10 protein-coding genes are annotated in these 12,701 nt (G+C 59.7%); 8 read left to right on the top strand and 2 right to left on the bottom strand.

What is annotated here, in order from left to right; genetic code table 11:
* Positions 1–39: 39 nt before the first annotated feature.
* Both ACFX4T_RS13605 and ACFX4T_RS13600 read right to left on the bottom strand, forming a co-directional pair.
* On the bottom strand, positions 40–1,095 hold the full coding sequence (locus ACFX4T_RS13605; RefSeq protein ID WP_377652345.1) for an LCP family protein: 1,056 nt from the start codon (positions 1,093–1,095) through the stop codon (positions 40–42).
* Between the two features lie 65 nt (positions 1,096–1,160).
* Positions 1,161–2,900 (bottom strand): DUF4434 domain-containing protein, encoded by a 1,740-nt coding sequence (locus ACFX4T_RS13600; RefSeq protein ID WP_377652344.1) that lies wholly within the window; start codon positions 2,898–2,900, stop codon positions 1,161–1,163.
* 261 nt (positions 2,901–3,161) lie between these two features.
* Here ACFX4T_RS13600 and ACFX4T_RS13595 point away from each other — a divergent pair, with 261 nt between their 5' ends.
* The 8 genes from ACFX4T_RS13595 to ACFX4T_RS13560 are packed head-to-tail and all read left to right on the top strand — an operon-like array spanning position 3,162 to position 12,694.
* On the top strand, positions 3,162–3,725 hold the full coding sequence (locus ACFX4T_RS13595) for a hypothetical protein (RefSeq protein ID WP_377652343.1): 564 nt from the start codon (positions 3,162–3,164) through the stop codon (positions 3,723–3,725).
* 3 nt (positions 3,726–3,728) lie between these two features.
* Positions 3,729–5,000 carry a glycosyltransferase family 4 protein gene (locus tag ACFX4T_RS13590; protein ID WP_377652342.1) on the top strand — a complete coding sequence of 424 codons (1,272 nt, stop codon included), beginning with the start codon at positions 3,729–3,731 and terminating at the stop codon, positions 4,998–5,000.
* The gene (locus ACFX4T_RS13585) at positions 4,997–6,727 is read left to right on the top strand and encodes a glycosyltransferase family 4 protein (protein ID WP_377652341.1); all 1,731 of its coding nucleotides are present in this window, start codon (positions 4,997–4,999) and stop codon (positions 6,725–6,727) included. The genes ACFX4T_RS13590 and ACFX4T_RS13585 overlap by 4 nt, the downstream gene beginning before the upstream one ends.
* Positions 6,728–6,748: 21 nt before the next feature.
* Positions 6,749–7,636 carry an ABC transporter permease gene (locus tag ACFX4T_RS13580; RefSeq protein ID WP_377652340.1) on the top strand — a complete coding sequence of 296 codons (888 nt, stop codon included), beginning with the start codon at positions 6,749–6,751 and terminating at the stop codon, positions 7,634–7,636.
* On the top strand, positions 7,623–8,513 hold the full coding sequence (locus ACFX4T_RS13575) for an ABC transporter ATP-binding protein (RefSeq protein WP_377652339.1): 891 nt from the start codon (positions 7,623–7,625) through the stop codon (positions 8,511–8,513). The genes ACFX4T_RS13580 and ACFX4T_RS13575 overlap by 14 nt, the downstream gene beginning before the upstream one ends.
* Positions 8,513–10,408 carry a glycosyltransferase gene (locus ACFX4T_RS13570; RefSeq protein WP_377652338.1) on the top strand — a complete coding sequence of 632 codons (1,896 nt, stop codon included), beginning with the start codon at positions 8,513–8,515 and terminating at the stop codon, positions 10,406–10,408. The genes ACFX4T_RS13575 and ACFX4T_RS13570 overlap by 1 nt, the downstream gene beginning before the upstream one ends.
* Before the next feature lie 36 nt (positions 10,409–10,444).
* The gene (gene wecC / locus ACFX4T_RS13565) at positions 10,445–11,725 is read left to right on the top strand and encodes a UDP-N-acetyl-D-mannosamine dehydrogenase (RefSeq protein WP_377652337.1); all 1,281 of its coding nucleotides are present in this window, start codon (positions 10,445–10,447) and stop codon (positions 11,723–11,725) included.
* Positions 11,726–11,785: 60 nt separating this feature from the next.
* The gene (locus ACFX4T_RS13560) at positions 11,786–12,694 is read left to right on the top strand and encodes a hypothetical protein (RefSeq protein ID WP_377652336.1); all 909 of its coding nucleotides are present in this window, start codon (positions 11,786–11,788) and stop codon (positions 12,692–12,694) included.
* The last annotated feature ends 7 nt before the right edge of the window (positions 12,695–12,701 follow it).

Below are 12,701 nucleotides of genomic sequence, written 5' to 3'. Positions count from 1 at the left end.
ATTTAGGCGTCACCTTGACCCTTGAAGCAGCTGAGGAGGCTAGCTTCCCAGCCCCTTGGCCGTGACATAGGCGGCAAGTTGGTCATTACCAATGGCCGCAGCAATCTCCGAAATGGCGGCATTGTCCGCCAACACGATCGACTGCCCATCGGTCGAGGTTCCCACGCCCAGGTTGGGCAGGGTGAACATGATGGTGTCCTTCTCACGAAGGTCCTTGAACTGCAATGCCAGCCCACCGATCGTGGCGGCGTCGAAGTCCTTATCCACGCTGATGTACGGCGAGATCGCGTCCACCATGTTGTTGACCTTGACGGGGTTGGTGAGGGTATCCCGGGAGATCGTCTTGCTGATGACGGCTTTGAGGAAGAGCTGCTGGTTCTTCACGCGCGAGTAGTCAGAATCGGGGAAGGACTTGCGCTCACGGACGAAGGCCAAAGCCTTCTCTCCATCGAGCATGTTCTTACCCGCCTGGAACGTCACTTTGCCCTTGAGTACGCTGGGCGTGAATCCCTGCTTGATGTTGACTTCCACGCCACCCAACGCGTCTGTGAGTCCCTTGAATCCTTCGAAGTCCACCATCGCTACGTGGTCGATACGTTGCTGGAAGAGCGACTCCACAGTTTGCACGGTCAGGGCAACCCCGCCTTGGGCCATGGCGGCGTTGATTTTCGCCTCACCGTGCCCGGGAATGTTCACCCAGGTGTCACGCATGATCGAAACGGCGAAGACGTTCTTCCGGTCTGCGGGGATGTGGACCCAGATCAGAGTATCGGTGCGTTGGTCAGTGGGCGCGGAGTCATCCGTGTCCACCGATCGGTCCGCATTCTTGTCCTTACCCATAACCAAGATGTTCATGGCACCGGTGACGTTCTTGGTGGGTCGCGTCGCCTCATCCGGGAAGGCATTCTCGATCTTGGTGGTCCCGGAGTTGAAAGTCTGGGCCAGGTTATAGATGTACGCACCACAGACCAGGCCAATGATCACGACTGCTGCCGCGAAGCCGAGGAGGACGTTTCGAGCCGTCTTTTTGGAGCTTTTTTGACGTCGCGGACGGGAGTCCGTCGCAACGGCTTCGGTATCAATAGGGTGCGTCATGTATTCCTAGAGTTGGCAGCAGCAGAGTCGATTCTAACAAATGGACAAACACGCCAGGTCCGGCGCTAGCCTTTGGAGCCCCGGGAAGACTGCGCTGTATAGATGTGTTGCGAATAGAAAGCGTCGTTTTCCGCGCCCCATTGGTTGGTGACATTGACGGTGTAGTAACGGCCCGCAGCAAGGGTTGTTTTGCCCACATTTACGAGGATCATTTCCAGTTCCGGGTTCATGCCGCTCTGGACTCCGTACGCAGTATTTGTGCTCGTGGGCTTCACGGTTTTCGTGAGGCGTTGCCCCCCTTTCGTTGTCCACTTCACGTCGGCGTTGCCACCCGATAGATTGAAGCCAGTTATCCGCACTTGGCCGGTGGACGCGTCAAAAGTCGCGTCGGTAATAATCGGCGTTGCAACTCCAGACTCCACCTGGGCCTTGAGGGGAACGCCGGTACCAACGCAGGTGTAATACGAATCCCACATGAAGGAAATGATCTTCTGTGCGTTGGCAAGCTGTTGCAGCTGGCGGTCTATCCTCGCTTTGGAGCTCTGTCCGCGGAGACTGTCTCCACAAGGATTCGAAGCCGTGGCCGGAGCCATGCCCTCCAAGTTTGCCCACAGGACGGCGCCAGTTCCGGAAATGCCTGCAGCAGCTGCAAGGAAATAGTCCCTAATAGGTGCCACGTACTTGCTGCTCCACGACCCCTTGCCCACGATGCTCTCCGCATAGCGGTCCACCGCAGAGTTCGCTTCGTTCGACTGAAACGCGCCACCCTTGCCGGTTCCCATGCCGTCTTGAATGGCGATGTTCAGAACCAACCCGCTGGCCGTCTGGGCAATCCTTCGGATCCCGTTTCGAGCCTCCGTAAGGCTGATACCGAAGGCGCTGACCCGCGCATCAAGGTAGGGACTAATGATTGCAGCGCGCGTGGGGAAGATCCGATGGATGGCCTGGTTCTGCATCCGGTACAGATCCAGAATGGGATCGAAAGTGTGGCCATCGGTGACGGGCATTTCTGTGCTGTGATAGAAGCCAGCCAGGCCCTTCACGTTATTCGCCGCAGCCTGATACTGAAGGAAGCGCTCCGTGAAGAGGGCCAAGGTCCCCTGATAGGAAACATCGGGGAGGTATGCCTTATCAGTTCTCTTCACCGGTAGGGGCAGGCCGGCATAGAACTTCATGCCAAGTTTCGTGGCCGCCAAGGCGAGGGAAGCCGCTGGATCCATGCCAGCAGCAGTGCCACCCCCGGCGACTACCACGTCATACTTCCCGTTCGTAGACGTGCAGCCGCTGCCCTGGGCAGGGAGGACCAACACGACGAATGCCTTGCCTTGGCTGGTGATCCTGCGGTCCTGGGGGCAATTCACGGCTTGGCTGCTCCATACGCTTCCGTCGGAGTAGGTGAAATAGCGGTGGACCTCCAAAGCTCCTGCAGCAGCCTTGGCGCAATTCACTCCGTTGATGACGCACTCCTTGGGAATCGTTGCCAAGGTAGCTGGTACGAGGGGCGTTCCAAAAGTGATGACAGTGTCAGCGCCTGCTGTCTTGATTTCGCTGAGCTTCTGCGTGTTCCTGGAGCTACTAGGCGAGGCGAAAACGAAATAGCCCCCAATGGGGTAGCTTGCCGCTTTCGGCGCCCGGGCAGCCGGAGTTTGCTTCGGGGCCGCTGGGGGCTGTTGATCCTGAGACTGCCGCTCCGCCTCCGTGCTGGGGCTCGGCGCAACCAAAGCGGTTCCTCCAACTCCGGCTATGAGCACAAGTGCCGCGAGGATGACTTTGATGCGTGGACGGCTTCCGCGAATGAGCGTCATGAATTCCTTGGGGTCGGCATCAGCAGACGATCCTACGGAATCAAATGACTGTTATCCATACGCTAGACTAAACCGGGCTGCCCTCCTGCTGTTGGTGGCCTCGCCCACCCCCACTCAGGTGGACGCGCTGGAACGGACGCTGCTGGCGTTCTGTACGACATATCAACGGGGGGAAAGTTGGGCACCGCAATTAGACGTGTTCAAGCCGCACTAGTGGTCATCTTGCTGGCTATTCTCGGGTTTTTTGGTACCCAGCCGGCCATGGCCACCACGGTAACCAACCCGGACACGGACACCCAGCAGCCGGCGGACCCATCGCCGACACCCGAACCTACTTTTCCGGTCGTCATCCCACCGGTCATTCAGCCTTCTGAGCCTCCGGCCACTCTGGAACCTATTCCTACGGCACCTCCCGAGCCTTCCGAAGTGCCAGCTCCCGCGCCCGTGGTGCCGCCCGTCGTCGAGCCCGTCGCTCCGCCCGTGGAAGTGCCTGCTGTGACTCCACCCCCTACGTCGCCCGTTCCTGCTCTACCCACGGATGTTGCTATCGAGAACTTCGTTGTAGAGCCCGAGGTTGCCGCGGAGACCACCACGGCCACAGCGGAAGCAACGCCTACGCCCACACCCACTCCTACCAAAACCGCCGCCCCGCCAGTTGTCAGCGCAGACATCACCGGCCCCTTGAAGGTGGCCCTGGCCCCCGTCGCGGAGAACAACCCCCTTGTCCAAGGCTTGACGGTCTTGGTGTTGCTGCTGCTGGGCCTTGCGTACTTCCGTGCCTTGCGCTCAAAGGGGATCCGCGGACCCCGCCTCAACGGCAAGTAGTCCATGGATACCTCCCTCCCCAGGGATGCGGCTGCCGTAAATCCTGCATTCCCGTTGCGTCTAATGCTTCTGACCCACTCATATTGGCCGGAACACAGCCCTCCGCAGCGCCGTTGGCTGTCCCTGACCCGGGAATTCCGGAAAGCAGGCTGGGACGTCGACGTCGTCGCTCCCGTTGCGCACTATCCCAACGGCAAGCGGGATCTGCCCAGGCGAAAGGCCGGATTCGCTTTCGCCCACCAGGAAGGCCCGCACGGCGAAACCATCAGGCGCGTGCCGTACCTTCGGCATCTTGGCACCTCGCCACTGGCACGTTTCGTTGACCAACTCTTCTCCGCGGTGATGTCCGTTCCGATAGGTTTGGGCGGCAAGAAACCCGACGCGATTCTCGCCACGGCTCCAAGCCTCCCGACGCTGGCTACTGGGTACGCACTTTCCCGGCTTCGCAGGGTGCCCTTCATCGTCGAGATGCGGGATGCCTGGCCGGACCTGGCCCGCGACGCCCGAATCGTGCAAGGCAGTGTCAAAAGCCTGGTGGAGCGTGTGGTCGAGTTCGTGCAGCAGCGAGCCGACCTGGTTGTCACGGTTACGGACGGTTTTGCCGAAACGCTGCGGGACCGCGGCATCAAGAACGTCGTCACCGTGAGTAACGGCCTTGATTTGAACTCAATGCCTTTCCTTGAGCCCCCGGCCTTGGAACGCGACGTCTTTCATGCCGTCTACCTCGGAAATCATGGCAAGAGCCAGCGCCTGGACATCCTTATCAGGGCAAGCGCGCTGCTCGGCGAGGGATTCCACCTCACGCTCGTGGGTCACGGCACCAGCCGTCCGCAACTGGTGAAGTTGGCTCGCGAGCTCAACGCGCCTGTGACCTTCTTCCCTTCGTTGCAGGGTCAAGCAGTCATGGACAAATACCGTGAGGCGGATACGTGCATCGTCTCCCTGCGTGATGACTGGAAGTCGTTCGAGACCACTGTCCCGTCCAAGACCTACGAGGTTCTCGCCATTGGCAGGCACGTCACGGCCGTAGTGCGGGGTGAAGCGGAACGCATCATCATTGAAGCCGGCGGAGGTGACGTCGTCGCGGCGAACGCCGAGGCAGTGGCACAGCTGTGGCGGGAGCTTTCCGAGGACCGGAGCCGGCTGGCCTCAGGCACCAGCGGACGCGACTGGGTCCGGGACAACGCTGACTACGCCCAACTGGCCCTGCGATACATGGACTCGATATCCTCCTTGGTCAATCCGGAGTCAGCCGATGCCCGGGGGACTGCGTGATCCAACTCCTCAAGAACATTGCCCTGACTGCAGGAACCGTGTCAGAGCACCTCACTGAGTCGCCCTTCGTCTTGTTCCTCCAGGTCCTTCGCCGGCTACCGTCCAGGATCGTCAGGCCGGTGGCTCGTTTCGTGGCCAAGCTTGCGCCCAATTCCGCCCGTCCCCTCTTCTTGCTGTCCAGCCACGCGGCGGGGGACACCACCGGGCTGACCCGCCGGTTTGAGCATGCCGTGCGTGCCGGTCTTGATGGCGACCGCGCCCGCAAGGCCGCAGAAGTAGCCATCGCTGCCGGGCAGCCAGCGTGGGCCGATGTTTTCCTGCCCCTCGCCGCAGGGGCGACCCGGACTCCGGCGACCCTCGCCAGACGCAAGTGGTACGACGGCGACATGAGCGGCGCCGTCGTCGTCCTCGCTGGCGAGCGGGGCGGCATGGCAAAACAGCGGCAGCGGCTTGAGTCCGAAGTCCGCATCTTCCAAGGGTGGCGGCCATCGCTGACGGCATCCGCGGTAAAACCGCAACCACGCAGGGTCTTGCACCTGCTGACGAACTCCGTGCCGCATACCGGCAGCGGCTACGCTCGGCGGAGCCATTCCATCTTGACCGCCCAACAGGACGCCGGTTGGGCAGCAATGGCCGTAACGCGCCTGGGTTACCCCGTGCAAATCGGCGCGTTGACAGCGCGACAGCACGACGTTGTTGACGGCGTGCGCTACGAACGTCTCCTGCCCGCGCGCATGGAGCCGTCCATGCATGGTCGCTTACAGCAGCAGGCCGAAGGCATTTTGTCGCTCGCCCGTGACTTCCGGCCGTCGGTCGTCCATACCACCACCCACTTCGTCAACGGCCTGGTAGCCCGGGAAGTCGCAAACGCCTTGGACGTCCCGTGGGCGTACGAAGTTCGGGGACAACTGGCCGACACGTGGGCGTCAACGCGCGGCGAGGAAGCTCGCCGGAGCGAACGGTACAAGCTCTTTACCGAGCGGGAAGCCGACATCATGCAGAGCGCGGACCTTGTAGTGACGCTTGGCGAATCCATGAAAGACAACATCGTGGCCATGGGCGTCCCGGACAGCAAAATCCTGATCTGCCCGAACGCAGTGGGCGGCGCGTACCTGTCTGAACCGCTCGATCATGGCGCGGCTCGGCTCGCTTTGGGACTGGACCCCGACGGGCTCTATATAGGGACAGTAAGCAGCCTTGTGGATTATGAGGGCCTTGACGATCTGGTCACAGCATTTGCGCTGCTTGCGCCACGACTGCCACAGTTGAAGCTGGTTTTGGTCGGGGACGGCACTGCCGCGCCCGCTCTTCAGGACCAAGTCCGGCGCTTGGGACTATCGGAACGGACCATCTTCACGGGGCGTGTCCCTTCGGAACAGGCTCGCCTTTATCACTTGGCGCTGGATATTTTTGTGGTCCCACGCAAGGACCTTGCTGTTACCCGGGCCGTGACACCGCTTAAACCTGTGGAGGCCCTGGCCTCCGGCCGGCCTGTGGTGGCCAGCAATCTGGACGCCTTACGGGAGATAGTGCACGACGGCGTAAACGGCAGAGTGGCGAACGCTGAAGATCCCGGGGGACTGGCTGAGGTGTTGTACGAATTGCTTGATGATGAAGGTTTACGGAAGCGGCTTGGCGCCGCGGGCAGGCAAGAAGTATTGGCTACGAGGACGTGGCAGGCAAATGCCCAGGCATACATCCGGGCATATGAAAATTTGGGCGTCTAACAACGTAAGGAGGGTCAGCTGATGTCGGCGAAGAAAGCACTACTGCCCGAGCCAGCGCTGGTACAACCACTGGCTGTGGACATGCGCCGCCTGACGCGCGTTGGTGCGCGCCCGGGCTTTCTGGACTATCTGGTTCAGCTCTGGGACTTCCGTGAGTTCATTTTTTATGACGCCCGCGCCAGGGTGCAGAGTGGCACGCGACGAGACCGCCTGGGCAGTGCATGGTTGCTGCTCAACCCGATCTTCAATGGCCTTACGTACTACGTTATTTTCGGCATCCTGCTCCAGACCAGCGGCGGCATTGAGAATTACGTCGGTTACCTGGTGATTGGAATCTTCATCTTCCAGGGCACATCGGGCGCCATAACAAGCGGTGCCCGGTCCATCCACAGCAATAAGTCCGTGGTCCAGGCTTTCAACTTTCCGCGGGCGACTTTGCCGATCGGCATGAACATCCGGGAAATGATGTCCAACGTGCCGTTGATCCTCGCGATGCTTTTGATCATCACCCTGATCCCGCCCGTGGAGAAGATCACCTGGCTGTGGGTACTCATCATCCCGGCACTTTTGCTGCAGTCAGTCTTCAATCTTGGCGTTGGACTGATTCTGGCCCGCATCATTTCGCGCGTCCATGATGCCACGCACCTGCTGCCGTTCTTCATGCGCGCATGGATGTATGGCTCCGCGATCTTCTACTCCTATGAGAAGTTTGTGACTCACCCGGACCTTCTGGCCGTTCTAAAGATGAACCCGTTGTTCAACGTCATCGACATCCTTCGCGATTGCATCCTCTATGCGGAATCACCCACATGGCAGTCCTGGGCCACTCTGGCCGTCTGGGCGCTGGGTGCCCTTCTTGTGGGCATGGTCTTTTTCTGGCAGGGGGAGGAGTCCTATGGTCGCGGATGAGCAAGTCCTGGATGTTGAAGGCCACCCGTGCGTGGTGGTTGACCGTGCAGCGATGGAATACCGTGTGGTCACAACCGACTCTGAGGCCGTCGCGCAAGAACGCCGGGACACGAGTTTCCTGAGCCGCCTGGGCCGCCGGCCGAACACTGTGACGGTACGTGCGCTTTACGAACTGTCTTTGGTGGTGGAACGCGGCGAGTCCGTGGGCATCATTGGCCGCAACGGCTCCGGCAAGAGCACGCTGATGAAACTCATCAGCGGCCAAATGCGCCCTACCTCCGGAGCGATTTTCGCTTCAAGTACACCGATCATGCTCGGTGTAAATGCTGCGCTGATGCCTGACTTGTCCGGGCACCAAAATGTAGTCCTCGGCTGCCTCGCCATGGGTATGAGTCGGCAGGAAGTGGAGGCCAAGTTCCACAGCATCGTCGAACTCTGTGGGCTGGAGGATTCCATTTACCTGCCCATGAAGTCATATTCGTCGGGCATGGCCTCCAGGCTCCGTTTCGCCATCGCTGCGAGCATCGACCCCGAGATTCTTCTGGTGGACGAGGCACTGAACACTGGTGACGCCCAGTTCGGTGATCGAAGCAAGCGACGCATGGACCAACTCCGCGAACAGGCTGGCTGTGTCTTCCTGGTCAGCCACTCCCTGGACACCATCACCAAGATGTGCAGCCGGGTCCTCTGGCTGGACAAGGGACACCTGATCATGGACGGCGACCCTGAAGAAACTGTCCGTGCCTACCAGGACTTCACCGCTAATTTGGCCAAGGGAAACAACCTCACCGCGGCGCGAATCCGGGATGAAGCCCGTGCCAATCTGCAGATGACTGAAGTCCTGGCACGGAGCAAGATGCGCAGGAGCCGGGTCTAATGCGCTACGTATCCGATGTTCGTACGGCAGCCTGGCATTTTCGCCAAGGAGGGCTTCCCCAGCTGCGAAAGTGGTACCGGCGGCACAGGACCGCTGGAGCGAGCCCTGTTCGCAGTGCCAGCGGCACCATGCTGCGCGCCAAGGACGGGCGCTCTTTGTCCTTCAGCGCTTTTGACTACCCGGCTGTCCCTCCTCGCCGCAGCGATCTTACTGTCGCTGTCATCCTCGACGATTTTTCTGCTCGTTCGTTTTCTTACGAGTGGAACGTGCTTTTCCTCGAGAAGGACAACTGGCTTCAACAGTTGCAGGAGCAGCGCGTTGACTTCTTGTTTGTGGAGTCTGCCTGGAACGGCAACTCCGGCTCCTGGCAGTACCAGCTCACCGGCAGCAACGGCCCACGACAAGAGTTCTTGGATCTGATGCAGTGGTGCCGCAACCACGGTGTCCCTACTGTCTTCTGGAACAAGGAAGACCCTCCGCACTTTGAGGACTTTCTTCCAGCGGCGCGCGAATTCGACACCGTCTTCACGTCGGATGAGAACAAGCTTCCTGATTATCGTGCGGCCCTTGGCCACGATCGGATCGGGGTCCTTCCGTTTGCGGCCCAGCCTGCTATCCATAACCCGGTTAGGCCGGCGAACGGCAGGCATTCCCGGGACGTAGCTTTTGCGGGGATGTACTTTGCGCACAAGTACCCGGAACGCCGGGAACAGCTGCAGGTTCTTTTGGACGGCGCAATCGCGGGTTCGTCCACCTTCAAGAATGGTCTTGAGATCTTTTCCCGGCAGTTGGGCGGAGATCCCGAATATCAGTTCCCCGCACCCTATGACGCGCATGTAGTAGGTTCGCTCACATATGACCAGATGCTCACCGCGTACAAGGCGTACAAGGTCTTCCTGAACGTCAACTCCGTGGTGGATTCCCCGAGCATGTGTGCGCGTCGGATCTTTGAGATCACGGCAGCCGGCACTCCGGTGGTCACCACTCCGAGCCCTGCGCTGCCGCGGTTCTTCCCTGATGGTGAAATCCATAGTGTGGCTAACACCGAACAGGCTGCGGACGTCATCAAAGCGCTCTTGCGAAGCCCCGAGCTCAACGATCGTTCAGTGCACCTTGCGCAGCGGCAAATCTGGGCTGAGCACACCTACGCGCACAGGGCTGAGGACGTTGTACGGCTTGTGCTGCCGGCCCGTCAAAAGCCTGTTCAGCCGGAGACCGTCAGTGCCCTGGTTTCCACCATTCGCCCCCACCAACTGGAGCACATCTTCAAGACAGTCGGCTCCCAACGTGGGGTGGAGGTTGAGCTCGTGTTGTTGACCCACGGCTTCAAACCCAGTGCTTCCACCATCCAGAGGCTTAGCAAGAAGTACAACGTGACTCAACTGACGTTGCTGGAAGAGCCGGAATCGCTGAGCCTCGGAGCCTGCCTGAACAGGTGTGTTGCCGAATCCACTGGTGCGGTACTCACCAAGATGGATGACGACGACTACTACGGTCCTGACTACCTACGGGACCAAGTCAACGCACTTCAGTACTCGGGGGCGGACGTAGTGGGCAAGCTCGCCCACTTCATGTTCATTTCGAGCAGGAATGCTGCTGTGTACCGTTTTGGACACATGGAGCACAGGTTCAGCCACATGGTCATGGGACCAACCATCATGGCAAAACGCTCCGTCTTTGAAGAGCATCCATTCGAGGACAGAAGCCGCGGCGAAGACACTGCCTTCCTGAACGCAGTGACCCAAGCAGGCGGAAAGATCTATTCCTCTGACCGATACAACTACTACCAACTCAGGAGCGGATCGGGACACACCTGGAACGCCTCCGACGACGAGCTCCTCGCCTCAGGAGAAGTCCGGTTCTGGGGCAATCCCACCGAGCACGTCACGCTTTAGCCAGACTCAAGATTTGAAAATAAAAAGGGGAACATTTTGAACACCATAAAACGAGTAGCAGTCATCGGCCTGGGATACATAGGCCTCCCAACCGCCGCCATCCTGGCAACGAACGGCGTCGAGGTCATCGGCGTGGACGTAAACCAGCGCACGGTGGATGCCGTGAATGCAGGCCAGGTTCCGTTCGTCGAACCGGACCTTGGGGTCCACGTGTCCGGTGCCGTGAGCCAGGGCCACCTGAGCGCGAGTACTTCCACTCCCCAGGCCGACGCCTACATCGTTGCCGTCCCCACACCGTTCAAGGAAGACCGCTCCGCCGACTTGAGCTACATCGAAGCTGCAGCCCGGGCCATTGCGCCGCAGCTGCAGGGCGGCGAGCTTCTGATCTTGGAGTCCACGTCACCTCCCGGCGCCACCGAGCACATGGCCCAGTACATCTTGAACCTCCGCCCGGACCTTAGCCTTGATGGTTCCGACTCGAAGCCGGCCATCCTCGTGGCCCACTGCCCGGAGCGTGTCCTCCCGGGGCGCGTCATGATCGAACTCGTCACCAATGACAGGATTGTTGGCGGTATGACTGCCGAGGCCGCCGAGAAGGCGAAGCACCTCTATGCAGTGTTCTGCCAGGGTGAAATCCTTACCACGGACGCCGTCACTGCCGAGATGGCCAAGCTGGTGGAGAACTCCTACCGCGACGTCAACATTGCTTTCGCCAACGAGCTTTCGGTCATCAGTGACAAGCTGGGAATTGACGTCTGGGAACTGATCCGCCTGGCTAACCACCACCCCCGCGTCAACATCCTGCAGCCGGGCCCCGGCGTGGGTGGCCACTGCATCGCCGTGGACCCGTGGTTCATTGTTGCAGCAGCTCCCGAGGAATCCCGCCTGATCCGCACTGCGCGTGAAGTCAACGATGCCAAGCCGGAGTGGGTCTTCCAGAAGGTCGTTTCGGCTTTGGAGACGCTGCCCACCACGGCAGAGGTGTCAGTTCTCGGCCTCGCGTTCAAGGCCAACATCGACGACCTCCGCGAATCACCCGCCATCGAGATCGCAGCGCACCTCGCGGACGCCCTGCAGGACCGTCGCATCAACGTTGCTGAACCGCACGTCGAAGAACTGCCCAAGCAGCTCGCTGGACGCAGCAACGTGGAGCTTGTCTCGATTGAAGACTCCATCCAGCGTTCGGACGTAGTAGTCGTCTTGGTTGATCACGACGACGTCAAGGCCGTGGCCCCTGAGCTGCTGTCCGGCAAGATTGTCATTGACACGCGCGGCGCGCTGAACCTTGAAACCACCCCAGCGGCTGTCGCTGTCTAGGTTCCCAGATCGGTTCGAGCTGTTCATACAGCTCAGCGAGCAAAGACATGAGAGTTGAGAATGACCCGCGCAAGAAATATTGATCCCAAGGTTCATGCGATCACAGGCTATCCCTCGATTGGCGCATTCCTGGGCGCCCGCGAAATCAAGGGGGGATACCACGTGATTGATCATGGGGGGCTCCCTATTGACGTCCTGGTGCAAAACCGCGGCCACAAGACGACGGCCGTTTTTCTGCATGGCGCCGTACGTCCCGAGTACCGGCTACCCATGATTGCTGGTCTCGGCGTTTCCCGCGAAGTGGATGTCAACCGGATTTTTATTTCTGATCCCAGCTTGATCATCAGCCCTACGATGAACCTTGGCTGGTATGCGGGTAACTCAAAGCAACGACTCCAGCAGATTCTCCAAGACATCATTGCCAAGATTGTTTGGTCCTTTGGTAGCGAAAAGCTCGTCTTTTTCGGCACATCAGGCGGAGGATTTGCATCTCTTTACTATTCTTCGCAATTCCCGGGTTCACTCGCAATCGTTGCAAATCCACAGACCGACATCGCTAAATATGAGCCTATCCCCGTTGCCAACTACGCCGAGACCTGCTTTGAGGTCAGCGGAAGTGACGCCATGGAAAGACTTCCGCACAGTGTCACGACGGATCTCGTGAAGGTATACAGCAAACCAGTAGAGAACACTGTTGCCTACATGCAGAACAGCACCGATAAATTCCACATCGAACGTCACCGGAACCCGTTTGTTGAGAATTTGCACTACAGCAATGCCGTCTTTGAACTCATGGGTGATGACTGGGGTGACGGGCATGCTGCTCCCCCTAAGACACTCATAACAGATGTTCTGAACGTGGCCGCGAGTGATGATTGGACGGCAGGACTGAAGGGACTTGGCTTTGCCCCGCCGAGTTTCGATGGCATGGATGCTGCAACGCGGCGAGGACGGCGAGTTCGCGAGTAGCCCCTCC

The organism is Paenarthrobacter sp. YIM B13468 (assembly GCF_042788025.1).
GTDB classification, from domain to species: Bacteria; Actinomycetota; Actinomycetes; order Actinomycetales; family Micrococcaceae; genus Arthrobacter; species Arthrobacter aromaticivorans.
This window is presented reverse-complemented; position numbering and strand designations above follow the sequence as displayed.